This is a genomic window from Flavobacterium sp. KS-LB2, from assembly GCF_036895565.1.
Lineage (GTDB): Bacteria > Bacteroidota > Bacteroidia > Flavobacteriales > Flavobacteriaceae > Flavobacterium.
In genome coordinates this window covers 2,930,809-2,957,083 of record NZ_CP145904.1, presented here as the reverse complement: position 1 = coordinate 2,957,083, position 26,275 = coordinate 2,930,809, and the positions used below count along the sequence as shown (strand labels likewise).

Genomic DNA, 26,275 nt, shown 5'->3' with positions numbered 1-26,275 from the left:
ATATTGAATTTAAACACTCTTTTTTTGTATTAGTTTTAGTATGCGTCCATATTAGCAATAATTTCGTTTGCTTTTATTTTGATTTTATAGAGCTCTTCTGGCTTTATTTTGTTTAATAAATTCAACATCATCCCCATACGTTGGTTTCCTTTGAAATATTCTTTTTTCTCATCTAAGAAATTCCAATATAACGTATTGAAAGGACACGCTTTTTCTCCAAATTTTTCTTTGACATTGTAGGGACATTTATTACAATTATTACTCATTTTATTGATGTAACTTCCGGAGGAAACATAGGGTTTTGTGGCTATAATTCCACCATCTGCATATTGTGACATGCCACGGGTGTTGGGCATTTCGACCCATTCAATTGCATCTATGTATACGCCCAGATACCATGCATCTACTTCGTCAGGATGGATTTGTGTTAATAGTGTAAAATTTCCTATTACCATTAGCCGCTGAATATGATGGGCGTAAGCTTCATCTAAACTTTGATTTATGGCGTGGCTCATGCAATTCATTTTGGTTTTACCGGTCCAGAAAAATTCTGGTAATTTATTTGTGTTTTCCAATACATTCATTTGGGCATAATTGGGCATTTCTTTCCAGTAAATTCCCCGAATATATTCTCGCCATCCCAATATTTGCCTTACAAATCCCTCTACTTGTGAGATGGATATTTCGTTTTCATTCGCATGATAATAAGAAACAACAGCTTCAATTACTTCTTTTGGCGAAAGCATTTTACTATTCATGGCAAAAGACAAACGGGAATGAAAAAGGAACTTTTCATCGGTATGCATTGCATCTTCGTAATCACCAAAATGCTTTAACAGATTGGTACAGAAATAATCTAAAACCTCCAAAGATTGCTTTCGTGAAGTAGGCCAGCTGAAGTTATTTTCGTTGATATTTCCAAAAGTTGTAATTCCTGCTTCTTTGATTTGTGCAACAATTTCAGCAACATTGGTATGGAAATTTTTTTCTTTTGGTACTGGAACTTCTCCTTTATATTTCTTGCGATTGTCTGCATCAAAATTCCATTGATTGCCAACTGGAGTTGATCCATCCATTAAAAGGTGGTGTTTTTTGCGCATGTTGCGATAAAAATTTTCCATCAGCAATAACTTCTTTCCTTCAAAAAATTCAGAAAGCTCGTGACGCGTAGTGTAAAAATGTTCACTGTCAAATACTTCTGATTGTATTTTTAGATTAGAACAAATTGCTTTTAGTTGCTGGTCCAGCCTGTATTCGTCTGGAAACTGATATTCGAATTTTTCAATCTTATACTTTTCAATACAATGCGTGATGATTTTTTCTAAATCCTGTGGATTTTCAGCATCGGTAATTTCAAAATAGATTGTTTGATGTCCATCTGCTTTTATTGCTGTGAAAAAATTACGCATCGACATAAAAAAAGCCACGACTTTTTGTATGTGGTGTTTTACATAATCTGTTTCTTGGCGCATTTCTGCCAGAACATAAATCGTGTTATTGTCTAATTCCTGTAGCCAAGAATGTTCTGAATTCAGCTGGTCGCCAAGGATTAACCGCAGTTTTTTCATTTTTTATTTTTTGAAAAATGAAGTAGTAGGGATTTCTTTTCGAGCATATTGAAAACGATCTAATAATTTTGGTAAACAATACCCATCAAGACCATTTAACGCCACAACATTTCCTCTGTCAATTTGCAACCAGCCATCTTTGTGTTCTAAGTCTTCTTCAAAAAATAAATTTTCGATCGATGCAATAACATGAATCGTATCATTTTCCTTAATGTAATATTCATTCACATATTTGCAGTATAATTGAACCGGACTTCCTTTTACAAAAGGGATTTCAATATCATTTCTATATTCTTCTTCTAAATTGGTTTTGTCAAATTCAGAAATACCTAATTCATAATTTGCAGAGGTATGATGTGCATCTTCAATCATGTTTGCAGTAATATGATTTACTGTAAAATAACCCGTTTCCCGGATGTTTTTGTATGTGTCTCTAGGTACGGTTGTAGGTCTCATGATGAATCCAATCAATGCGGGATTACTTCCTAAATGGGTAACGCTACTAAAAATTGCCACATTGGATTTTCCGTTAAGGGATTTAGTAGCTAATAAGTTAGCTGATTTATATCCAGTACAAGAATTAATTAAATTCAATCTCTCGACTTTCTCCATTTGAGAAATATCATCTCTTGAAATGTGCTTCATATCTTTTTAATTTGGAACAAATATACTTTTTGTTTAATTAATTTTAAAATAAATTAAACAAAATAATTGTATTTAAATAGATTTAGTCAATAAGAACTCGTTTAAATAAAATGTTTTATATAACTTTCAAATCCTATATATTTGTTTATCAATTTATTTAAATATGAAAAAACTTAAAAAAATATTTCTGGTTTTGCTTTCGGTAGTATTAGTTTTAGCGGCAGCTATAATTGTTTATGGGTTTTATTTAAAACCAAAATACGAGGGCGAATTACAACTGAAAAACATTCAAAAAGAAACGACTGTTTATTTTGATGAGTTTGGCGTTCCGCATATTTATGCAACCAATTCAAAAGATGCGATGATGGCTTTGGGTTATGTTCATGCTCAAGATCGATTGTGGCAAATGGAACTGATGCGTAGGATTGCGCCGGGACGATTATCCGAAATATTTGGTTCAGTAGCACTTAAAAATGATAAGTTCTTTGCAGGTCTCGGCATCGAAGAAGCTTCTGCAAAAGCGATTGCTGCTTTGGATAAAAATAATCCAAGTTATCAATTGACTATGGCCTATTTAGATGGTATTAATCAATATCTTGAGGAAGGAACAACGCCAATAGAATTTAGTTTAGTTGGGGTTAAGAAAGAGAAATTTACAATTAAAGACGTTTATAATATTTTTGGTTATATGTCTTTTAGTTTTGCGATGGCTCAAAAATCAGATCCATTATTGACTGATATTCGAAACAAATACGGAATGGAGTATCTCAAAGATTTTGGTATTGATGGTTCATTTAATACTACCCGAATCAAAAATGCTAAAGAAACTTCTCAAGAATATATTGCGATTTCAAAATCAGTGGCTTCGATTTTAGATCGGTCTCCCATTTCTCCTTTTATAGGTAGTAACAGTTGGGTAATTGCTCCAAAGAAAACAAAAAACGGGAAAGTCATTTTTGCCAATGATCCACACATTGGGTTTTCACAACCAGGAACTTGGTATGAAGCCCATCTTGTAACGCCAGATTTTGAACTGTATGGCTGTTATTTAGCAGGAACTCCATATCCTTTGTTGGGGCATAATCGTGAGTACGCCTATGGTTTGACAATGTTTGAAAATGATGATATTGATTTGTATCAAGAGGAGAATAATCCAAATGATGCTAATTTTTATAAGACACCAACTGGCTTCAGCGCTTTTGAAATTCGAAAAAAAACAATAAAAGTAAAAGATTCTGCTGATGTTGTTTTGAATGTAAAAACAACACGTCACGGTCCGGTTGTAAATGATTTGATTGACGGGTTACAGCAAAATAAACCTGTTGCAATGTCTTGGATTTATACCCAGCAACCGATACAAATTCTAGATGCTGTTTATAAATTGTCCCATGCTAAAAGTAAAACCGATTTTCAACAAGGAGTTGCTTTGATTGCAGCTCCAGGTTTGAATGTAATGTATGGCGATGCCAAAGGGAATGTGGCTTGGTGGGCTACCGGAAAATTATACAAGCATGAAGCAGGCGTAAATCCTAATTTTATATTGAATGGTGCCAGTGGTAAGGACGATATAAAAGAATTTTTGGATTTCTCCAAAAACCCATCGGCAGTTAATCCAAAGTGGAATTATGTATATTCAGCGAACAACCAACCCGAACCCATAGATGGATTTTTATATCCAGGATATTACCTTCCGGAGGACAGAGCAAAAAGAATCACGCAATTATTAGAGCCAAAATCGAATTGGGATAAAACTGCTGTAGGAGAAATGATTTTTGATAATACGTCATCAGTGGCTCCAGAAGTAGTGAAACAGCTAGTTTCGTCTTTAGATCTTAAAATACTATCGGAAAATGAAAAAGAAGCTCTGGTTGTTTTGAAAGAATGGAAAGGTTCTAATAATCTTGCTGATGTTGCCCCGACAATTTACAATAAATGGATTTTTAATTATTTGAAGAATACTTTTGAAGATGAACTTGGTGCCACTAATTTTAAGCAGTTTTTAGGAACACACATTATGAAACAAATTATTGCAAAACAAATTGTGAATGCAACGTCGCCTTGGTGGGATAATATAAGTACTAAAAATGAAAAAGAAACCCGAAGTAAAATTATTTCACAATCCTTTAAAGAGTCTATTGTAGCTTTAGAAAAACAATTAGGGTCTACGGTATCTGATTGGACTTGGAATAAGGTTCACACACTAGAACATCAGCATCCATTAGGTAAAATAGCGGCATTAAGAAGGATTTTCAATGTAGGTCCATTTGAAGTTTCAGGTTCTACAGAAGTTATTAATAATTTGTTTTTTGATTTTACTGAGGATGGAAATTATAGTGTGAAAGGAGGTCCGTCAACAAGAAGGATTATTGATTTTTCGGATATCGAAAATAGCTGGAGCATCCTTCCGACAGGGCAATCAGGAAATCCATTAAGCGCACATTACAGTGATCAAGCGGAGCTTTATAATACGGGAAAATTTAGAAGAATGAAGCTAAATAAGGAGGAGATTGTTAGAACTTCAACAAAATTGGTTTTTATTCCACGTAAAAATTGATAGTTTTAAAGTTCTGAGTCTAATAAAATCAGTAATTTTGCTTAACTTTTATAAAAAATAATGCAAATTTCTCAAAAAATAGCGGTTGTAGGTTCTGGATTAGTTGGATCTTTATTGGCTATTTACCTTCGCAAAGCTGGACATACTGTTCATGTTTTCGATAGAAGCCCAGATATCAGACAAATTCAGTTTTCTGGTCGCTCTATTAATTTAGCAATGTCAAACCGTGGCTGGAAAGCACTAGATGCTGTGGCAATAGGTGATGCGGTCAGAGCCATTGCTATCCCTATGGACAAGCGTGCCATTCATCTTGTTGATAAGCTTAATTTTCAAAATTACGGGCAAGAAGGCGAATCTATTTATTCGATTTCTAGGGGAACTTTGAATAGAAAAATGATCGATTTGGCGGAAGCCGCTGGAGCTGAATTCTTTTTCGAGCATAAAATCTGGGATGTGACTTTAGATGATGCTACGTTGCATATTGGAGAAACCGAAAGAGGAGCGTGGGAAGAAAAGAAATATGATATGGTTTTTGGTGCAGACGGTGCTTTTTCTAGAATTCGTCATCGCATGCAACGCCAAAGTATGTTTGATTATTCACAAGAATTTTTGCCTATTGGATATAAGGAATTAAACATTCCTGCAAATTCAGATGCAACGCATAAATTAGACAAAAATTCTTTTCATATTTGGCCGCGAGGTGAGTATATGTTGATTGCATTACCAAATTTAGACGGAAGTTTTACATGTACTTTGTTCATGCCTTTTGAAGGAGAAAATTCCTTTGCTTCCTTGAAAGATCATAAAGAAGTAGAAGCTTTTTTTGAAAAGAATTTACCAGATACTATTGATGTAATTCCAAAATTGACGGAAGATTTCTTCAAAAACCCAACGAGTACTTTGGTAACTATGAAATGTTTTCCATGGACTTATGAAGATAAAATCGCTTTAATTGGTGACGCTTGTCATGCTATTGTTCCTTTTTACGGACAAGGAATGAATGCGGGTTTTGAAGATATTTCCATTCTTTATGAAATGATTGAAAAATATGGAGACGATTGGAAAACAATTTTCTCGGAATATCAAAAATCACGCAAACCAAATGCCGACGCTATTGCAGAACTTTCCTATCGCAATTTTATGGAAATGAGTTCTAAAACCGCTGATGAGAAATTCTTGTTGCAAAAGAAAATAGAAAAATCATTTTCAGATAAATACCCTGAGAAATGGATTCCGCTTTATAGTAGGGTTACCTTTAGTGATCGTCCTTATGCAGAAGCTTTGGCTATTGGAGATTATCAAAATGCTATTATGGAAGAGGTTTTAAAAATGGAAAACATCGAAAATATTTGGAATACCGAAACGGTAGAGAATAAAATTTTAGAGTTGTTACAATAATTTTTAAGGAATTGGCTTTGATGGGTTTTAAAGAATAATTGTTGTTTATTGCTCACGATGAACTTTAGTAAAATCGAAAGCAGGTTTGCAAATTGCAATATATTCGCAAGGTTCATCAAAAGGATTGGAATATTGTACTCGCGTATTTTTTTCAATTTTTATTGATTGCCCAGCTTCAAGGATCACAATTTCACCTTCAATGATAAATTGCTTCTTTCCTTTTATAATATAGGTGTACTCTTCAAATTCTGGCGTTTGGTAAGGTTCGCTCCATTTGGGTGGAGCAATCATGTGTGCAATTGAAATTTCTAGATTGTTTGTGCTCGCACTGCCATGGTGTTCCTCTATTAATTTACCATCAGTTGTGGGAACTACGAAAGGAGTTTTCTGGATAAAATATTTTTTCATTTTTATAATTACTTTTTAAAATCCCCTTTTTAAGATATAGTTGTAAAAGGGGATTGTAGGATGTTATTTTTTAAACATTTTTGTTAAAATGCCAAAGGCACCTCTAATAAAAGTAGCGCTTGTCAAGACTTTTAAAACTGATTTCCCAACTACACTTGCTGTACTCGGGCCTTTACTTTCTTCTTTTTCAGATGTTTTTGCCTGTTCTTGTTCTGTGGCTTCTTCCTCTAGTATAGTTATTTTTTTATTTAACATTTCATAAGCGCTTTCGCGATCAATAAGTTCGCTGTATTTTTTTACCAGTTTCGATTTATTATTGATTTCTTGGATTTCACTTTCGGTTAAAACATCCATTCTGCTCATCGGTGCACGCATCATAGTTGCTGCAAGCGGTGTTGGAATTCCTTTTTCGTTTAATGCGGTAACAAGTGCTTCTCCAATCCCTAAACTAGTCAAAATTTCATCTGTTTTGTAAAATTCAGATGTAGGGTAATTGTCCGCAGTTTGTTTGATTGCTTTTCGGTCATTGGCAGTAAAAGCCCTTAAAGCATGTTGGATTTTCAGACCTAATTGTGCCAAAACTCCACTCGGGATATCCATTGGATTTTGGGTAATGAAATAAATTCCAATTCCCTTGGAGCGAATTAGTTTTACAATAGTTTCTATTTGTTCCAGTAATGCTTTGCTGGCTTCGTTGAAAATTAAATGGGCTTCATCAATAAAAATCACTAATTCAGGTTGGTCTGAATCTCCTTTTTCAGGCATTTGCTGATAGATTTCAGCTAGTAAACTCAACATGAATGTTGAAAATAATTTTGGTTTGTCTTGAATGTCAGTTAGTCGTAAGATATTGACATATCCTTTTCCATTTTCGTCAATGCGCATGAGGTCTTCAATATCAAAAGATATTTCTCCAAAAAAAAGTTCGGCACCTTGCTGTTCTAATTCTATAATTTTTCTCAGAATTGTACCTGTTGTCGAAGTAGAAATTTTGCCATATCTTTCTTCAATTTCGTCTTTTCCTTCTTCGGTGATGTAATTGATTACTTTTTTGATGTCTTTTAAATCCAATAAAGGCATTTTGTGATCATCACAATATTTGAAGATGACTGAAACAACTCCTGCTTGGGTGTCGTTTAGATTTAAAATTCGAGAGAACAAAACGGGTCCAAACTCAGAAATAGTAGCGCGAAGCCTAACACCATTTTGTTCGGATAAGCTTAACAGTTCAACAGGGAAACTTGCTGTATTGTAGGGAATGTTTATTTTAGTATGACGTTCAGTAATAAATGGTTTCTCTTCACCCTCTTTTGCAATACCGCTAAAATCACCCTTAATATCCATCATCAATACTGGTATTCCAAAAGAGGATAATTGTTCTGATAAGACCTGTATGGTTTTGGTTTTTCCGGTTCCAGTTGCACCTGCAATTAATCCATGACGGTTTAATGTTTTTAGAGGTATTTTTACATGTGCATCGGGTAAAGCTTCTCCTTCTAAGATTGCTCCGCCTAGGGTGATACTATCTCCTTTGGTGCTATATCCAGTTGTAATTTGCTGTATGAAATCTTCTTTTTTGCTCATAATAAGTTTGCATTTAAATCATTTGCAAGGTATTATTTTTTTTACAAAACCTGAAATTTTAGTGTATACTGCAGTTTTCCTGCTTTTTTATTGTTAATAATATAAAATATTGGTTTTAATAGAAGGGAGTGGGTTATTGAAATATTGTGTTAATATATCATAAAAAAATACGTTATTTTTTGTAAAAGAGCTGATTTGTTTGAGTATTTTGATATAAATGCAAAGTGTTAAATTGTAAATGTGTTTTTGAAATAAATTTAATTATAATAAAATTAAAAAAAGTTTTTTTATTTAAACTAAAAATATAAATTTGCTCTACTACAAGTTTAATATAACTAAGATAATTTATTTAAAACTATTAAAATTAAAAAAAATGGCAAACGTTAAAAAAGAAAAAGGTGCAAACGGAGGAGGAATGATTTCAGGAATCATTATTGTAGCATGTATTTTTGTTGGATGGTTAATTTGGAATTTCATAATGGGTAATGGCGCTAATTTTGAAGGCGGTGTTAATACAGGTCACCCATTACCAGGAAATATGTTAGCAATGGTTTACAAAGGAGGTCCTATTGTTCCAGTATTATTAGGTTTATTGTTAATGGTTGTTGTGTTTTCATTTGAGCGTTATGCTGTAATTTCAAAAGCAGCTGGTACAGGTAATCTTGATCAATTTATGACAAGTGTACAAAAAGATATTAAATCTGGTAACATTGAAGGAGCTATTGCTTCATGCGACAAACAAAAAGGTTCTGTTGCAAACCCAATAAAATCAGCTTTATTGAAATACCAAGAAGTTAAAAAAGAAGGTTTAGATAGTGAAGCTGCTGCTGAAACTATTCATAAAGAAATCGAAGAGGTTACTTCGTTAGAAATGCCAATGTTAGAGAAGCACATGACTGTACTTTCTACAATGGTATCTTTGGGAACTCTTGCTGGATTATTAGGAACGGTAACAGGGATGATTAAAGCATTTAGTGCGTTATCTGCTGCTGGAACTCCGGATCAAGCTGCACTTGCAAATGGTATTTCTGAAGCATTGATTAATACAGCTACAGGAATTTCTACTTCTGCATTAGCAATTATCGCTTATAACTTTTTTACTTCTAAAATTGATACTTTGACTTACTCTATTGATGAGGCGGGTAATACAATTGTAAATACTTACAGACACTTCAGAAGTACACAAAAATAATTAATAATTTAATTTACAGGAAAATAGAGGTCTGAAATGACAGATTCTATTTTCTTGTAAATATAAAAAATAATATTGATGGCTATAAAAATGAAGAAAAAAGCAGGGTCTACTGATATGACTGCTATGTGTGATGTCGCTTTTCTTTTGTTGTCGTTCTTTGTAATGACAGCAACAGCTAAGATACCAGAGGCATTGCCAGTAGATACGCCTGCATCAACGGTTCAATCTAAGTTGCCAGAAGATAATTTAGCTACTATAACTATTGGTAAAGGAAAAGTTTTCTATGACCTTAAGGGAAGAGAAGTTAGAAAAAAGGCTCTTGAATTAATGGGTCAAAAATATGGTGTTGAATTTACAGAAAGTGAATCAGAAACTTTTGGTTTAATGGAAGGTATTGGGGTTCCAATTTCAGGACTTAAACAATTGATTGCTATGAAAACTGCAGATAGAAGTAAGCCTGGTGTGCAATCAGGGGTTCCTAAGGATTCATTAGATAATCAATTGAAAGAATGGATTTACAATTCTCGTATTGCAAATATTGATGTAAATGATAAAGAATTGCAAATTGCCATAAAAGGTGATGCGAAAGAAGAATATCCTGCGATCAAACAAGTGATGGATATTTTACAAGATCAAAAAATCAATAGCTTTAACCTAGTTACTGGTTTAAGAGCAACAGAAAAATAACTAAAAAAATACACTAAAATGGCTGAATTAAATACTGGCGACGGTGGAGGCAAAAAAGGTGGAAAAGTAAGAAGTAAAAAATCAAATTCAAAAGTAGATTTAACTGCTATGGTGGATTTGGCATTCTTATTGATTACATTCTTTATGCTTACTACTACGTTGTCAAAACCACAATCGATGCCTTTGGGTTTACCAGATAAGAATGATGATCCTACAAAAAATAAAGATATTAAAGTTGATGAAAATCGTACTTTAACAGTTTTATTAGGTGATAATGATAAGATGGTATACTATATGGGATTGTTAACATCTCCTATAGCTGGACCTAAAGACATTTCTTATGGTAAAGAAGGAATTCGTAAGGAATTATTGAAAAGAAAAAAATCAGTAGTTGAATACACTGGAAATAAGGACAAAGGTTTAATTGTAATTATAAAACCAAGTAAAAAATCAAACTACCGTAATTTAGTAGACATACTTGATGAGATGGCAATTGTAGGGGTTCCTACAAACGCAATTGTAAATGATTTTTCTCCTGAAGAACTAAAATTGTTAGAAAGTAAATAATATTTTCATATTTACTCTATAACCTAATAATTAAGAAAAATGAAATTAGATATATTCACAAACCAATGGCTTGATATTGTATTCGAAGGTCGTAACAAGGCTTATGGCGCTTACGAGCTAAGAAAATCAAATAACAAGACTACTGTTAGAGCGCTTATCTTTGGTGCAATTATTTTTGCTATAGCAGTTAGTATGCCACTTATTTTAGGTTTATTACCTGATTCTTCAGATGGTGATGACACTTTAGATACTAAAATTGTAAGTATCAAATTGCCACCTAAGAAGGAAGAAATTAAAAAAAATATTCCACCTCCACCACCACCTCCACCAAAAGTAGATCAGGTAAAATTTGTTAAGCCTGTTGTTGCAAAAGCTGAAGAAGTAACGGAAGAACCACCTAAAACTGTAGAAATTAAAGATAAAAAATTAGGTGCAGAAACTATTAAAGGAGATCCAGATGCTGTTTTAACTGTGGAACCGGTAGGTACAGGAACTGCAGCTGTTGTAGAAGAGGTAGATAACCAAATTTATAATACTGCTGGTATTGAAGTTAAGCCTGATTTTCCAGGTGGTATTGACAAGTTTTACAAATTTGTTGGTAATAACTATCAAACTCCAGAAGAAGAAGGATTAAAAGGTAAAGTTTATGTTACTTTTGTAGTTGAAAAAGATGGTTCATTAACTGATATCAAAGTAATTAGAGATATTGGTTATGGTACTGGAAAAGAGGCTATCCGTGTCTTGAAAAAATGTCCTAAATGGACTCCAGGTGAGCAAAATGGTAAAAAAGTGAGAGTACTTTATTCATTGCCTATTACTATCCAATCTGCGGAATAATGTTAAATAACATACTTAATAATATTAAGAAGAAATCGCTTAAAGAGCGATTTCTTCTTGTTTTAGGAATTTTGTTTTTTCTAGTTTATCTTATTTTAGGTTTATTTATTATCTTTATGAAGAATTTTCCTTTAGCAATGACGCCTACTTATAGAGTAGCTTTTGGTGTTTTGCTTATTGTTTATGCTTCTTTTAGATTCTTCCGAATTATTAATGATAATAACAACTAGATCATGAAAAATCATTCTAAACTTTCTCTTTTTATTTTGTTTTTAGTAGCAGTATTGATTTTTGCTTGTAATCAAATATCAGATAAAAATGCTAAGGAAACTATTCTAAAAGGTTCAACTACTATATATGTAGACGAAACCTTAGCCCCTATTATTGAAGATCAAGTTGCGGTATTTGAAAATGAATACAATGCCAAAGTAACGCTTGTTGCTAAATCTGAATCGGAGACAGTCAACTCTTTATTTAAAGAAAAGGCAGCTATTGCAATTTTGTCTAGAAATTTGTCTGCTGAAGAATTGAAGATTTTCAAACAAAGAAAAATTAATCCTAAAACAACTGTTTTTGCCACTGATGCAATAGCATTTATAGCAAACAAAAACAATAAAGATACGCTGGTTGCGTTACAAGATGTTATTAGTTTCATGCAAGGTAAGCCTGTTGCATCAATCAAAGGGTTAGTTTTTGATAATCTAAACTCAAGTACCGTTCGATACATGAATTCATTGGCGGGGATTAATGCTATTCCGGAAAAGGGAGTTTTTTCCTTTAAATCTAATGATGAAGTTATAAAGTACGTTTCCGAAAATGATGGTATGATTGGAGTAGTTGGTGTTAATTGGCTTTCTCAACCTTTGCCAGCAATGCAAAAATACGTTGATAATGTTAACTCTTTAAGTGTTAAAGGACTTAAAAGTGATAATTATTATATTCCATCACAAAATAATATTGCAGAAGGAAAATACCCTTTGGCACGCGATTTGTATATAATCAACTGTCAAGGTTTTTCAGGTTTAGGAATGGGCTTCGCTTCATTTGTAGCTGGAGATGTTGGTCAAAGAATAATTTTAAAATCTGGATTGCTACCAGTTCGTATTCCTACAAGGAAATTTACAATAATTGGTAAAGAACAAAATGATAATAAATAAATTAACTACAATTAAAATGAATAAATTTAAATTTTTTAGTGTTGCATTGTTGGCTTCCGCTTTTGCAAGTCAAGCACAAGATATAAATCAAGCAAAAAAGGCTATCGATGCAGAGCAATTTGAAAGCGCTAAATCGATATTAAAATCGATTATTAAAGCAAAACCAAGTAATGGTACAGCTTTCTTTACTTTAGGGAATGTGTATCTTACTCAAAGTATAGAAGATTCCGCTAAAATATATTTTCAAAATGGATTAAGTGCATCTGAAGGAGCTAAGTTGAATAACATTGGTTTAGGTCAAATGGATTTAGAAAAAAATGATGTAACAGCAGCTCAAGCGAAATTTGCTTTGGCTACAAAAGACATCAAAAAGAAAGATGTGCAAGAGTATGTTTATATAGCAAGAGCTTATATGAATATCGCAAAGCCAGATTATAAAAGCGCTATCGCAATTTTGAACCGTGCAGTGATAAACAATCCTCAAGACGCACAATTGCAATTAGCATTAGGTGATGCTTATTATGGTGATGGCAAACAAAATGAAGCTTACGTAGCATACAGAAGTGCTTTTCAAGCAGATAATACTTTGTTAAGAGCTAAAATGCAATTAGGAGTATTGTTGAAAGGTGCAAAATCATACGATGAAGCTTTAAAAGCTTATAATGAAGTTATTGCAATAAACCCTAATTATGGGCCTGTATACAGAGAATTAGCAGAAACGTATTATAAAATAGCACGTAATAAACCTTCTCAAGCTGCTGAAAACTATAAAACAGCGATAGGATATTATGATAAGTATATGTCTTTAACAGATTATTCTATCCATTCAAGAATGCGTCGTGCTGATTTCCTTATCTTAGTAGAAGATTATGCTGCTCTTGAAGTAGAAGCTAATAAGATGATTGAACTAGATAAAGTAAATCCAAGAATTTATCGTTATTTAGGATATGCGGCTTACAAAAATGGAAACGTTGATGTAGCAATTAAATCTTTGGAAAGTTTCATTAATGCACCTGGAAATAAAGCAATTGCTTTAGATTATTTATATTTAGGTTTAACCAAAATTAAAAAAGGAACTAGTGCTGATGGATCATCAATTGATGTTGATGCTTTAAATGCTGGATTAGTTGATATTAAAAAGGCAGTAGAGATGGAACCTTTAGCAGTTCAAGATTTAAGTGAAGTTGGTAAAAAATTATTTACACAAAAACTATACAAAGAGGCTGCTTCAATTTTTGAATTTGGAGCTAATGTTATGGATTCTAGAACTTATCTTGATGATAATGTTTATTATGGTTTGTCAAATTATTATGCTAATAATAGTAAAGATGTAAAACCAGATGTTGTAGCTTTACAAAAAGCAGATGCTGCTTTCGAAAAAGTTTTAGTAGCATCCCCAACATATCATGAAGCGTACCTTTACAGAGCAAGAACGAACCGTTTGCTTGAAAAAGACGATGTAATGACTAAAAACTATGAGGATTATGTTGCTAAAGTTACCGCTTTAGGGGCTGAAGAAACTGCAAAACCTGCCGTGAAAGCTAAAATTATTGAATCTTACAATAATATTGCTGCTAGTTATGCTAATACTGATAAAGCAAAAGCTATTGAATATTTCAATAAAACCTTAGCACTTGATCCTGCTAATGCTTATGCAACTCAATCAGTGAATACATTGAAATAAGATATTTGTTTCTTACCTATTAAACCGATAGTTTTTCAACTATCGGTTTTTTGTTTTTAGTGGTTTTTAAAGTTTATTGTTTTAGTTTCTGTTTTCAAATTAACTCATTTTCAAAATACCTATCTTTGCACTTTAAAATTAAATAATGTTATCAAAAGAAATACAATTAGAGGTTAACAAAGGTGCTATGCTACCGCTGATGGAAGAATTTTATACTATTCAAGGAGAAGGATTTCATACTGGTACTGCCGCGTACTTTATTAGAATTGGCGGATGCGATGTAGGTTGCCATTGGTGTGATGTTAAAGAAAGCTGGAATGCCGAATTACATCCTCCTACAGGTATTGATTTAATAGTTGGAAATGCAAGCAAGTACTCAGAAACTGTTGTTGTTACAGGTGGTGAACCATTAATGTGGGACATGTCATTGCTGACGCAAAAGCTAAAAGAGAATAATAGAAAAGTTCATATAGAAACTTCAGGCGCTTATCCACTTTCTGGAGATTGGGACTGGATTTGTCTTTCGCCAAAGAAAAATAAATTGCCAACCGAAACAGTATACGATAATGCACATGAGTTAAAAGTAATCATTCACAATAAACATGACTTTATTTTTGCCGAAGAGCAAGCCGAAAAAGTGAATAGTAATGCTATTTTATTTTTGCAGCCGGAATGGAGTAAAAAAGAAGAAATGACTCCGCTGATTGTAGAGTATGTTATGAATAATCCCAAATGGCGTGTTTCTTTACAAACGCATAAATATTTGAACATACCATAAAATGAAAAAGGCAAACAAGAATAATTGTTTGCCTTTTTTCATTTTTATGATATTTTGATTTTTGGAATCTGTATTTATCGTAACTACAGTTGGTAGCCCAGATAGCAGCGGCATCCTTTTTTATCTCATTTTTTAATGAGATAAAAAGATATAGCGAATAGCTGGAAAATGCTCCCAAAAATCACCATCCTTTTTGTTTTTTTAGTGTTGTGATATGTGCTAGATGATGATTACCATGCCAAGCATATGTTCCTATGATTTCCTTAATTTTAAATTCGGTACTGTTTTCAGGGTGAATGAAGCTTTTTTCTAAATCTACTTCTGATAAATTTTTCATTAAATATGTCAAACGAAAGTGCAATCCTTCTAGTAAGGAAAGAGTAGGCTGAATGGGCATTGTTAAATTATCATGTAATTCAGCCCAAAGATTTTCATAATAAAATTTTATTGTTGGATTTTCTTCAGTCAGTGCCCATTTTATTCTAACAAAACAGTTCATATGGCTATCAGCACAATGATGTATTACTTGACGAATGGTCCAGCCATCTTGACGATATGGTGTTTCTAGTTGTTCTTCGGTTAAATGAAGGATTTCTTTTTTCAATCGTTCTGGAAAGCTAGCAATTTCTTCTATTTTAGCAGTAAGGTATTCGGCTGAATAGGATTCGGGTGCCATAAATTTCCCAATAGGATATTGTGATTTTTCTAATGCTGTCTTTTCCATATTGGCTGTGTTGTTTTAAATCGAAAGTTTTGCTAAATAATCATAGTGTTCTCCTTCCAGAATCAACTCACTTTGTAATCCATTAGCAAAAGCTGCATTTTGTAAAGTGTTATAATCTAAGTATAGCCAAGGAAATTCATCTTCTTTTTCATTTTTATAACGAATTGTAAAAGTCAATTCGCCATAATATCCGTTACTTGGAATCCATTTCCCACCATCTTCATCATTGTCAAACATATAAATGATGTCTGAGGAATCAATTAGAATTTGCCCGCTTGGGTTTAATAAGCTTCTAAGTTTTTGTAAAAATTTAGTAGTTTCTTTCAGGGTTCCAAAAATACCAGTACCATTCATTAATAATAAAATGGTGTCAAACTTGTTTTCAGGATTGTTAGAGTCCATTTCAAGTATGTTTTGAACTTTTGCATTTTTTAATCCTCGAAGTTGACAGGCTTTAATTGCATTTGGAGAAATGTCAATCGAATGAACGTCTAAATTCCGTTCGTTTTGTAAAGATAAGCTATGACTTCCTGCACCACATCCTACATCCAAAATTTTTCCTCTGGCAAGTTGTAACGCTTTTTGTTCTAGTTTTGGCATTTCTTTATAAGTGCGAAAGAGATATTCAACACTCATTTCATCTTCTTCTGAGATAGAGGTTTCTGTGACTAAATCTTCCGGGGAATTATTGGTTTGAAAATCTAGGATGGCTTTGCCAAAAAGGTCTTTCATCTTTTTTGTTTAAAGTTTAAGGTTTCAGGAATCAAGTTTGTTACTTTTGTGTTTCCAACTTTAAATTATAAACTTGAAACATATTCTAAACAATCTTCCTAAAGAAGCCAAAGATAAGCATATCGAAAATAAAAAGTATTTCGATAAGCTGAAAAAGAAGACGCCAAAAAATTTAGATTATGTAATGCAAGATTTACATGATACTGAATTCAAAAAAACGGATTGTTTAAAATGTGCTAATTGTTGTAAAACGACAGGGCCATTATTCACAGATGCGGATATTGAGCGTGTTTCAAAATATTTGCGTCAAAAACCACAACAGTTTATTGAGCAATATCTTCGAATTGATGAAGACAGAGATTATGTTTTGCAAAGTGTACCCTGTACTTTTTTAGATAATGAAAATGCTTGTATGATTTATGATGTTCGTCCAAAAGCATGCAGAGAATTTCCGCATACGGATAGGAAAAAGTTCCAACAAATTACTGATTTAACATTGAAAAACGTAGCTATTTGTCCAGCTGCTTTTAATATTGTAGAAGAAATGAAGAAGAAAATGCCATTATGATTGACTATAGCAGGTCTCCTTTTCTCTTGCCTCTTTCTTCTTTTTAATAAATCAAATATTTTGACCTCATTTCCTTGAACTCAATTAATCCTTTTTTCCAACTTTCTCTAATTTTTTCTTCAGTAATTCCAGCTTCTATTTGTTGTTGTAATTTTTTTGTTCCAGCTAATTTGGTAAAAAAAGGATTGAAGAATTTTGATTTGTTAGTTGTCGTCTCGTACGCTTTAATCAACCATTTTAGTTCAAGCTTATTTACTTTTGTAATTGTAGATAAATCTTCGCCATAACAGAGTATTCCATTATAAACAGGATTTTGTGCGCCAAAATTTGGTTTTGGAGTAAAATTAAAATCACTCTTCGGTAAATAAGGAGAACCATAAATTTGAAATTGCATTTCCGTTCCCCTTCCTACACTTACATTCGTACCTTCAAATAGACATAAACTGGCATAAAGATTCACGGCTTGATCATTTGGAAGGTTGGGTGAAGGCTTTACGGGCAAACTATAATTCATTTTTCGGTTGTAATTACCGCAGGGAATAATAGTCAATTTAGATTGCACTTCATTCTTTAGCCATTTTTCTCCATTAATCATTTGTGCATATTCACCAATTGTCATTCCGTGAAGTAAAGGAATTGGATGCATTCCTACAAAACTTGTAAATTCTCTTTCAAGAATGGGTCCATCTATAATACTTCCGTTAGGATTTGGTCGGTCAAGAATTAAAAGTGCTATATTATTCTCCGCACAAGCTTCCATAATATAATGTAACGAGGAGATATAGGTATAAAATCGTGCTCCCACATCTTGTAAATCAAAAATCATAATGTCAATTCCTAGTAATTGTTCTGGTTTTGGTTTTTTGTTGTCGCCATAAAGAGAAATAATGGAGAGCCCAGTTGTAGAATCTTTCCCATCAACTATATGTTCACCTGCATCAGCTGTTCCACGAAAACCGTGTTCTGGTGCGAATATTTTTTGGATAGCAATATTTTTTTCTAAAAGAAAATCTACTAAGTGTGTTTTATTAGAGAGAATACCTGTTTGATTGGTTACAATTCCAATTTTTTTACCTTTTAGTAAAGGTAAATAGGTTATGGGACTATCTGTACCAGGTATTATACTTGTTTTGAGGTTGTCAGTAGCTTTTTCTAAATCGGATTTTTCATTTTTTTCCGAATCTGTTTTTCTGGCTGAACAAGCAGTGGAAATGATTATTATGAATATAAAACTAATTGGTATTTTAAATAATGAGTTCATAGTGAGGTTCAAATAAAATTAAGGTCAATTAGCGTAATTCGTGTTTTAGCTGTATTTTTGGCTCTAGCAACGCAAACTGGCGTAGCAAATCCAAATTAGAAACACAATCAAATTGAATTTAGAATATTTCATAGCCAAACGACTTATCACTGCTAAAGATTATAAAAGTAGCATTTCTGCTCCAATTATAAAAATTGCTATTTCGGCAATTGCAATCGGTATGATTATGATGATTGTTTCGGTAGCAACAGGAATCGGGTTGCAACAAAAAATTCGAGAAAAAGTTTCGGCTTTTAATGGACATATCATTATTTCGAATTACGATAACAATAAATCTGAGGTTACGCTTACACCCATTTCTAAAAAACAAGATTTTTATCCTAACTTTACTTCTGTTCCTGGAGTACAGCATATCCATGCGATTGCCAGTAAAGCAGGAATCATTAGAACCGAAACTGCTTTCGAAGGTATTATTTTCAAAGGAGTAGGTAATGATTACAAATGGGATTATATAAAAGAGTATCTTGTTTCAGGTAAATTACCCGATTATTCAAAAAATGTTAATCAAGAAGTTCTAATATCTCAATTCCTTGCAAATAGATTGAATTTAAAAGTTGGCGATCAATTTAATACATTCTTCATTAAAGAAAATCAAAATCAGCTGCCTAACATTCGAAGATTTCAAATCACAGGAATTTTTAATTCGGGTTTTCAAGAATTCGATGCTACCTATATTATAGGTGATATTCGTCACATGCAGCGTATCAATAAATGGACCCCAGATCAAATTGGCGCTTTCGAAGTTTTTGTAGATGATTTTAATGCAATTGAAGCTACCGGTGAACAAGTCTATGCACAAACAGCATCAACATTAGATAGTAAAACCATAATCGAAAAATACAGTTATATATTTGAATGGCTTCAACTTTTTGATTTCAACATCATTGTTATATTAGTAGTCATGATTCTTGTCGCAACTATCAATATGGTTGTCGCGTTATTGGTGCTAATTTTAGAGCGAACACAAATGATAGGAATTCTGAAGGCATTAGGCGCTAATAATTGGTCAGTCCGAAAGATATTTCTTTACAATGCCTTTTACCTTATAGTAAGAGGATTGTTCTGGGGAAATTTAATAGGCATCTCATTATTATTAATTCAACAACAGTTTGGAGTAATTCAACTTCCTCCTGAGAACTATTACGTCAATCAAGCACCAGTTTACCTTAATTGGGGATACATACTATTGTTAAACCTACTTACGGTGATCGTCTGTTTTCTGGTACTACTAATCCCTTCCTATATAATAACCAAAATTTCTCCAGTAAAAGCGATACGATTCGATTAGGTTTCTTTTGGCGTTCCTATTCATAGCACAAAAGCAATTATCAAAAAAGATAATTGCTTTTGTGCTATACTAGGCCGGGCTATTCGCTACAAGTCTTCGTCCCGTCAAAAAGAGCCGTGACTGTGGGCTTTTTGCTACTATCCCTAACGCGGTTTTCTTATAAGGAGAAGTTTAGAATGTATTGATAAATTGGAAAGTGTTTTTATTGTACCTTATATATAAGGAAGGAGGTTAATACTATTGCTACCTATTATAAGGTATCAAATAAAAGATTCGGGAAGTCTAGTTGGAGTAGATTAGGGTAAACCGTTCTTTAATTATGGTAACAAAAGGATTTGTGGTGTTTATTTTCAAGCAGGAAGGCAGGATAGGGAGCCAATAAGGAGAACACAGCTGCTATTTTAGGTTATTATATAACGTATCGTAATGTCTTTAGGAGTAGATATTGTGCCTTGTTATTGGTTTTTTTGTAGTTTAAATGGCTTTTTGGTCAAAAATCAAGGGGTGGAGTTAAAAAACTTTGTTATTCAAAAACCATGTTTACAGCGAGTTAAAAAAAAGACGAATAAAAAGGAAAAAAAAGGGTTTAAAAAAGCTTGAATAACGGTATAAAGGTTGTAGTTTTGCACCCGCAACAACGGCAAACGTTCATTTAAATACTGGCAAGCACAACGAATCGGGTTGAAAATTTATTTTCAAAAAAGATTAAAAAAAGCTTGTGAGATTAGAAAACGGATGTTACATTTGCACCCCGCTAACGAGAGAAGAAACGAGTTAGAGATGTTACTACGAGAGTGGTAATTTAGGTTAAGCAAAACAAATGAAGTTCCTTGAAATACTGATAAGAAAAGAAATTAAACGGAGATAAAAATTTCCAAAAAAAAACTTCATAATTTTCTTGCCAGTTAAAAAAAGAATTTTTACTTTTGCACCCGCTTCGAGCGACACACAATGTGAGTTAAACGAGGTTAAAATAAAAGAAGAATACGTTCCTAGACATATTGAATTGACAGCCGTTTTAACAGAGATGTTAAAACAAAAGAATAAGAGTAATAGAATCGAAAGATTTGAAAAAACCACTAGAATTTAGTCGAATAACAATAGCTTGAAGAGATTCAAGCAAACAATATACGATGAAGAGTTTGATCCTGGCTCAGGATGAACGCTAGCGGCAGGCTTAACACATGCAAGTCGAGGGGTATAGGTTTTCGGACCTAGAGACCGGCGCACGGGTGCGTAACGCGTATGCAATCTACCTTTCACAGAGGGATAGCCCAGAGAAATTTGGATTAATACCTCATAGTATAACATGACCGCATGGTCGAGTTATTAAAGTCACAACGGTGAAAGATGAGCATGCGTCCCATTAGCTAGTTGGTAAGGTAACGGCTTACCAAGGCAACGATGGGTAGGGGTCCTGAGAGGGAGATCCCCCACACTGGTACTGAGACACGGACCAGACTCCTACGGGAGGCAGCAGTGAGGAATATTGGACAATGGGCGCAAGCCTGATCCAGCCATGCCGCGTGCAGGATGACGGTCCTATGGATTGTAAACTGCTTTTGCACAGGAAGAAACAACTCTACGTGTAGAGTCTTGACGGTACTGTGAGAATAAGGATCGGCTAACTCCGTGCCAGCAGCCGCGGTAATACGGAGGATCCAAGCGTTATCCGGAATCATTGGGTTTAAAGGGTCCGTAGGCGGTTTAGTAAGTCAGTGGTGAAAGCCCATCGCTCAACGGTGGAACGGCCATTGATACTGCTAAACTTGAATTATTAGGAAGTAACTAGAATATGTAGTGTAGCGGTGAAATGCTTAGAGATTACATGGAATACCAATTGCGAAGGCAGGTTACTACTAATGGATTGACGCTGATGGACGAAAGCGTGGGTAGCGAACAGGATTAGATACCCTGGTAGTCCACGCCGTAAACGATGGATACTAGCTGTTGGGAGCAATCTCAGTGGCTAAGCGAAAGTGATAAGTATCCCACCTGGGGAGTACGTTCGCAAGAATGAAACTCAAAGGAATTGACGGGGGCCCGCACAAGCGGTGGAGCATGTGGTTTAATTCGATGATACGCGAGGAACCTTACCAAGGCTTAAATGTAGATTGACCGGTTTGGAAACAGACTTTTCGCAAGACAATTTACAAGGTGCTGCATGGTTGTCGTCAGCTCGTGCCGTGAGGTGTCAGGTTAAGTCCTATAACGAGCGCAACCCCTGTTGTTAGTTGCCAGCGAGTCATGTCGGGAACTCTAACGAGACTGCCAGTGCAAACTGAGAGGAAGGTGGGGATGACGTCAAATCATCACGGCCCTTACGCCTTGGGCTACACACGTGCTACAATGGCCGGTACAGAGAGCAGCCACTGGGTGACCAGGAGCGAATCTATAAAACCGGTCACAGTTCGGATCGGAGTCTGCAACTCGACTCCGTGAAGCTGGAATCGCTAGTAATCGGATATCAGCCATGATCCGGTGAATACGTTCCCGGGCCTTGTACACACCGCCCGTCAAGCCATGGAAGCTGGGGGTGCCTGAAGTCGGTGACCGCAAGGAGCTGCCTAGGGTAAAACTGGTAACTAGGGCTAAGTCGTAACAAGGTAGCCGTACCGGAAGGTGCGGCTGGAACACCTCCTTTCTAGAGCCTTAGTGTTAGTAGCAATACACGCTAGGGAAAGAAGACGAAAGTTCAAGTTGGAAACAAATGTGGACATTTTATTACTCTTGCTGTTAATTTAAAAAAAAAGAATAAAATTTAAGAATAAGAGTGTCTCGTAGCTCAGCTGGTTAGAGTACTACACTGATAATGTAGGGGTCGACAGTTCGAGTCTGTCCGAGACAACTATTTAGACTTAAAAAAGGAAATTCTAGAGTTGAAAGATTACGAATTACAACAATTCATAATTCATAATTCACAATTCATAATTAAATTGGGGGATTAGCTCAGCTGGCTAGAGCGCCTGCCTTGCACGCAGGAGGTCAACGGTTCGACTCCGTTATTCTCCACAAGATAGTATCAAGCGGATAGTATCAAGTATCAAGATTAGTCTTAATACTTAATACATTAAACTTAATACATATTAAAGTTCATTGACATATTGAGATAAGAAATAATAAAAAGTAGAAAGCATTTTTACTTGTTTATCATTAGACAAGTAAAGAAACGGTCATTCATAATTGAATGATTGGTACAATAAGCAAAATAAGGGCGTATGGGGGATGCCTTGGCTCTCAGAGGCGATGAAAGGCGTGATAAGCTGCGAAAAGTTACGGGGATTGGCACACACGATACGATCCGTAAATACCTGAATGGGGCAACCCACTATGTTGAAGACATAGTACACCGATAGGTGGGCAAACCCGCTGAACTGAAACATCTAAGTAGGCGGAGGAGAAGAAAACAAAAGTGATTCCGTAAGTAGTGGCGAGCGAACGCGGATTAGCCCAAACCAATGTTGTTACGGCAATGTTGGGGTTGTAGGACCACGATATTTCTTGCACAAAGAATTAGAATCTACTGGAAAGTAGAGCCATAGAGAGTGATAGCCTCGTATAAGTAATAAGTGTAAAGGATAGTGGTATCCTGAGTAGGGCGGGGCACGTGAAACCCTGTCTGAATTTGGCGGGACCATCCGCTAAGGCTAAATACTCCTGAGAGACCGATAGTGAACCAGTACCGTGAGGGAAAGGTGAAAAGAACCGTGAATAACGGAGTGAAATAGATCCTGAAACCATACGCTTACAAGCGGTCGGAGCCCTTTCGTGGGGTGACGGCGTGCCTTTTGCATAATGAGCCTACGAGTTAACGTTGCTGGCAAGGATAAGTGGTTAAGCCACGGATCCGTAGCGAAAGCGAGTCTGAATAGGGCGCTTTAGTCAGTAGTGTTAGACGCGAAACCGTGTGATCTACCCATGGGCAGGATGAAGCGCTGGTAACACAGTGTGGAGGTCCGAACCGGTTGACGTTGAAAAGTCTTCGGATGACCTGTGGGTAGGGGTGAAAGGCCAATCAAACTCGGAAATAGCTCGTACTCCCCGAAATGCATTTAGGTGCAGCGTTATGCGTAAAGTTATATAGAGGTAGAGCTACTGATTGGATGCGGGGGCTTCACCGCCTACCAATTCCTGACAAACTCCGAATGCTATATAATGTTTCATAACAGTGAGGGCTTGGGTGCTAAGGTCCAAGTCCGAGAGGGAAAGAACCCAGACCATCAGCTAAGGTCCCCAAATATATGTTAAGTTGAAAGAACGAGGTTTGTCTGCCCAGACAGCTAGGATGTTGGCTTGGAAGCAGCCATTCATTTAAAGAGTGCGTAACAGCTCACTAGTCGAGCGGACGAGCATGGATAATAATCGGGCATAAACATATTACCGAAGCTATGGATTTGTAATTTATTACAAGTGGTAGGGGAGCATTCTAACAGGGTAGAAGGTGTGTCGTAAGGCATGCTGGACTGGTTAGAAAAGAAAATGTAGGCATAAGTAACGATAATGCGGGCGAGAAACCCGCACACCGAAAGACTAAGGTTTCCACAGCTATGCTAATCAGCTGTGGGTTAGTCGGGACCTAAGGCGAACCCGAAAGGGACAGTCGATGGACAACGGGTTAATATTCCCGTACTAGTTATTACTGTGATGGGGTGACGGAGTGATGAAAGCGCCGCGAACTGACGGAATAGTTCGTTGAAGTACCTACCTATAAGCTGCGCAGGCAAATCCACGCGGCTTGGGGAAATACGATAGTACTCGGAGTCTTCGGACAAAGAGATAGTGCGCCTAAGGGCTTCCAAGAAAAACCTCTAAACTTCAGGTAATAAGTACCCGTACCGCAAACCGACACAGGTAGTCGAGGAGAGAATCCTAAGGTGCTCGAGAGATTCATGGCTAAGGAATTAGGCAAAATAGACCCGTAACTTCGGGAGAAGGGTCGCCAGCAGCAATGCTGGCCGCAGTGAAGAGGTCCAGGCGACTGTTTATCAAAAACACAGGGCTCTGCAAAATCGTAAGATGAAGTATAGGGCCTGACACCTGCCCGGTGCTGGAAGGTTAAGAGGAGATGTTATCTTCGGAGAAGCATTGAATTGAAGCCCCAGTAAACGGCGGCCGTAACTATAACGGTCCTAAGGTAGCGAAATTCCTTGTCGGGTAAGTTCCGACCTGCACGAATGGTGTAACGATCTGGACACTGTCTCAGCCATGAGCTCGGTGAAATTGTAGTAGCGGTGAAGATGCCGCTTACCCGCAGTGGGACGAAAAGACCCTGTGCACCTTTACTATAGCTTAGTATTGACCTTGGACAAATGATGTGTAGGATAGGTTGGAGACTGTGAAGTGGCGTCGCTAGGCGTTGTGGAGTCATTGTTGAAATACAACCCTTTGTTTGTCTGAGGCCTAACCCCCAATCGGGGGGACATTGCTTGGTGGGTAGTTTGACTGGGGTGGTCGCCTCCAAAAGAGTAACGGAGGCTTCTAAAGGTTCCCTCAGTACGCTTGGTAACCGTGCGTAGAGTGCAATGGCATAAGGGAGCTTGACTGAGAGACATACAGGTCGATCAGGTACGAAAGTAGAGCATAGTGATCCGGTGGTTCCGCATGGAAGGGCCATCGCTCAAAGGATAAAAGGTACGCCGGGGATAACAGGCTGATCTCCCCCAAGAGCTCATATCGACGGGGGGGTTTGGCACCTCGATGTCGGCTCGTCACATCCTGGGGCTGGAGAAGGTCCCAAGGGTTGGGCTGTTCGCCCATTAAAGTGGCACGCGAGCTGGGTTCAGAACGTCGTGAGACAGTTCGGTCTCTATCTACTGTGGGCGCAAGAAATTTGAGTGGATCTGATTCTAGTACGAGAGGACCGAATTGGACAAACCTCTAGTGTATCTGTTGTCACGCCAGTGGCATCGCAGAGTAGCTACGTTTGGAAGGGATAAGCGCTGAAAGCATATAAGCGCGAAACCCACCACAAGATGAGATTTCTTTTAAGGGTCGTGGGAGATGACCACGTTGATAGGCTATAGATGTAAAGGCAGTAATGTCATAGTCGAGTAGTACTAATAACCCGTAAGCTTATGTACGCTTTTCTCTCCCGATGCAAATCGGGAGAGAAGAAACTTTCTTTATGCTGAACTTGTTTCAGTATTAAACTTTTTATATTCTTTATCTCAGTATGTTAAGATATTATGTAATTGATGTTTATTATACAATATAAACAACATTACAATAATTGCCCAAAGCAATTATAACCTCTTAAGGTGGTTATTGCGGCGGGGCTCACCTCTTCCCATCCCGAACAGAGTAGTTAAGCCCGCCTGCGCAGATGGTACTGCAGTTATGTGGGAGAGTATGTCGTCGCCTTTCTTTGAAAACCCTGTTCTAACGAACAGGGTTTTTTGTTTTATATTGTTTCTAGTTTGTTTTGAAAAAAATATAGCATTGAAAAAATATATTCAAATATTAAATAGTTGTGGCTAAAAGTTTGCAACTATTTTTTTGTTTTTATATGTAATCCCATTTTAATTTTATTTCTTTATTTTTGAATAGTTAAATTTTTATTAAAATTTGATTTGTTCATTGA

19 protein-coding genes, 2 tRNA genes and 3 rRNA genes are annotated in these 26,275 nt (G+C 35.7%); 17 read left to right on the top strand and 7 right to left on the bottom strand.

Translation table 11 applies throughout. From position 1 onward, the window contains the following. Nucleotides 1-35 precede the first annotated feature (35 nt). Together V5J73_RS12690 and V5J73_RS12685 are read right to left on the bottom strand one after the other, a co-directional pair. On the bottom strand, nt 36-1,568 hold the full coding sequence (locus V5J73_RS12690; protein WP_338646325.1) for a cryptochrome/photolyase family protein: 1,533 nt from the start codon (nt 1,566-1,568) through the stop codon (nt 36-38). A 3-nt stretch (nt 1,569-1,571) separates the two neighbouring features. Next, nucleotides 1,572-2,213 (bottom strand): flavin reductase family protein, encoded by a 642-nt coding sequence (locus tag V5J73_RS12685; protein WP_338646324.1) that lies wholly within the window; start codon nt 2,211-2,213, stop codon nt 1,572-1,574. A gap of 163 nt (nt 2,214-2,376) precedes the next feature. Here V5J73_RS12685 and V5J73_RS12680 point away from each other — a divergent pair, with 163 nt between their 5' ends. Further along, nucleotides 2,377-4,767 carry a penicillin acylase family protein gene (locus V5J73_RS12680; protein ID WP_338646323.1) on the top strand — a complete coding sequence of 797 codons (2,391 nt, stop codon included), beginning with the start codon at nt 2,377-2,379 and terminating at the stop codon, nt 4,765-4,767. Nucleotides 4,768-4,827: 60 nt separating this feature from the next. Continuing rightward, the gene (locus V5J73_RS12675) at nt 4,828-6,165 is read left to right on the top strand and encodes an FAD-dependent oxidoreductase (protein WP_338646322.1); all 1,338 of its coding nucleotides are present in this window, start codon (nt 4,828-4,830) and stop codon (nt 6,163-6,165) included. A gap of 45 nt (nt 6,166-6,210) precedes the next feature. Here the strand turns inward: V5J73_RS12675 and V5J73_RS12670 are convergent, their stop codons facing one another. Then, the gene (locus tag V5J73_RS12670) at nt 6,211-6,573 is read right to left on the bottom strand and encodes a cupin domain-containing protein (protein WP_338646321.1); all 363 of its coding nucleotides are present in this window, start codon (nt 6,571-6,573) and stop codon (nt 6,211-6,213) included. 63 nt (nt 6,574-6,636) lie between these two features. Then, the gene (locus V5J73_RS12665) at nt 6,637-8,157 is read right to left on the bottom strand and encodes a helicase HerA-like domain-containing protein (RefSeq protein ID WP_338646320.1); all 1,521 of its coding nucleotides are present in this window, start codon (nt 8,155-8,157) and stop codon (nt 6,637-6,639) included. 373 nt (nt 8,158-8,530) lie between these two features. Here V5J73_RS12665 and V5J73_RS12660 point away from each other — a divergent pair, with 373 nt between their 5' ends. The 7 genes from V5J73_RS12660 to V5J73_RS12630 all read left to right on the top strand — a co-directional run bounded on the left by V5J73_RS12660 (nt 8,531) and on the right by V5J73_RS12630 (nt 15,062). Further along, nucleotides 8,531-9,349, top strand: coding sequence for a MotA/TolQ/ExbB proton channel family protein (locus V5J73_RS12660; protein WP_315179204.1), 819 nt, complete (start codon nt 8,531-8,533; stop codon nt 9,347-9,349). A gap of 90 nt (nt 9,350-9,439) precedes the next feature. Further along, a complete protein-coding gene (locus V5J73_RS12655) occupies nt 9,440-10,039 on the top strand; it encodes an ExbD/TolR family protein (protein ID WP_445236401.1) in 600 nt (199 codons plus the stop codon). A gap of 18 nt (nt 10,040-10,057) precedes the next feature. Then, a complete protein-coding gene (locus V5J73_RS12650; protein ID WP_338646318.1) occupies nt 10,058-10,606 on the top strand; it encodes an ExbD/TolR family protein in 549 nt (182 codons plus the stop codon). Nucleotides 10,607-10,645: 39 nt separating this feature from the next. Continuing rightward, nucleotides 10,646-11,443, top strand: coding sequence for an energy transducer TonB (locus V5J73_RS12645; RefSeq protein ID WP_282713088.1), 798 nt, complete (start codon nt 10,646-10,648; stop codon nt 11,441-11,443). Between the two features lie 233 nt (nt 11,444-11,676). Further along, on the top strand, nt 11,677-12,600 hold the full coding sequence (locus V5J73_RS12640) for a PstS family phosphate ABC transporter substrate-binding protein (protein ID WP_338646317.1): 924 nt from the start codon (nt 11,677-11,679) through the stop codon (nt 12,598-12,600). 16 nt (nt 12,601-12,616) lie between these two features. Continuing rightward, on the top strand, nt 12,617-14,284 hold the full coding sequence (locus V5J73_RS12635) for a tetratricopeptide repeat protein (RefSeq protein ID WP_338646316.1): 1,668 nt from the start codon (nt 12,617-12,619) through the stop codon (nt 14,282-14,284). A 145-nt stretch (nt 14,285-14,429) separates the two neighbouring features. After that, the gene (locus V5J73_RS12630; RefSeq protein WP_338646314.1) at nt 14,430-15,062 is read left to right on the top strand and encodes a 7-carboxy-7-deazaguanine synthase QueE; all 633 of its coding nucleotides are present in this window, start codon (nt 14,430-14,432) and stop codon (nt 15,060-15,062) included. A gap of 181 nt (nt 15,063-15,243) precedes the next feature. Here V5J73_RS12630 and V5J73_RS12625 read toward each other — a convergent pair whose 3' ends face one another. Continuing rightward, on the bottom strand, nt 15,244-15,786 hold the full coding sequence (locus V5J73_RS12625) for a YfiT family bacillithiol transferase (RefSeq protein WP_338646313.1): 543 nt from the start codon (nt 15,784-15,786) through the stop codon (nt 15,244-15,246). A gap of 15 nt (nt 15,787-15,801) precedes the next feature. Beyond that, nucleotides 15,802-16,518, bottom strand: a complete 717-nt coding sequence (locus V5J73_RS12620) for a class I SAM-dependent methyltransferase (protein ID WP_338646312.1) — start codon at nt 16,516-16,518, stop codon at nt 15,802-15,804. A gap of 73 nt (nt 16,519-16,591) precedes the next feature. Between V5J73_RS12620 and V5J73_RS12615 the strand changes: the two genes are divergently transcribed. Continuing rightward, the gene (locus V5J73_RS12615; RefSeq protein WP_338646311.1) at nt 16,592-17,086 is read left to right on the top strand and encodes a YkgJ family cysteine cluster protein; all 495 of its coding nucleotides are present in this window, start codon (nt 16,592-16,594) and stop codon (nt 17,084-17,086) included. A 43-nt stretch (nt 17,087-17,129) separates the two neighbouring features. Here V5J73_RS12615 and V5J73_RS12610 read toward each other — a convergent pair whose 3' ends face one another. Then, nucleotides 17,130-18,347, bottom strand: a complete 1,218-nt coding sequence (locus V5J73_RS12610) for an exo-beta-N-acetylmuramidase NamZ family protein (protein ID WP_338646309.1) — start codon at nt 18,345-18,347, stop codon at nt 17,130-17,132. Between the two features lie 112 nt (nt 18,348-18,459). On the opposite strand from V5J73_RS12610, the gene V5J73_RS12605 reads away from it, so the two are divergent. From V5J73_RS12605 to rrf, 7 genes are all read left to right on the top strand, one after another. Beyond that, on the top strand, nt 18,460-19,695 hold the full coding sequence (locus tag V5J73_RS12605) for an ABC transporter permease (protein ID WP_338646307.1): 1,236 nt from the start codon (nt 18,460-18,462) through the stop codon (nt 19,693-19,695). A 426-nt stretch (nt 19,696-20,121) separates the two neighbouring features. Beyond that, nucleotides 20,122-20,295: a hypothetical protein gene (locus V5J73_RS12600; protein ID WP_338644750.1), complete on the top strand. Its 174-nt coding sequence runs from the start codon at nt 20,122-20,124 to the stop codon at nt 20,293-20,295. 530 nt (nt 20,296-20,825) lie between these two features. After that, nucleotides 20,826-22,339 (top strand): 16S ribosomal RNA (locus V5J73_RS12595). Nucleotides 22,340-22,469: 130 nt separating this feature from the next. Continuing rightward, nucleotides 22,470-22,543, top strand: a tRNA-Ile gene (locus V5J73_RS12590). A 90-nt stretch (nt 22,544-22,633) separates the two neighbouring features. Further along, nucleotides 22,634-22,707 (top strand) — tRNA-Ala (locus V5J73_RS12585). Between the two features lie 185 nt (nt 22,708-22,892). Then, nucleotides 22,893-25,775 (top strand): 23S ribosomal RNA (locus tag V5J73_RS12580). A gap of 173 nt (nt 25,776-25,948) precedes the next feature. Next, nucleotides 25,949-26,058: ribosomal RNA gene (gene rrf / locus V5J73_RS12575) — 5S ribosomal RNA — on the top strand. Together the 16S, 23S and 5S rRNA genes with 2 tRNA genes alongside form the textbook arrangement of a ribosomal RNA operon. The last annotated feature ends 217 nt before the right edge of the window (nt 26,059-26,275 follow it).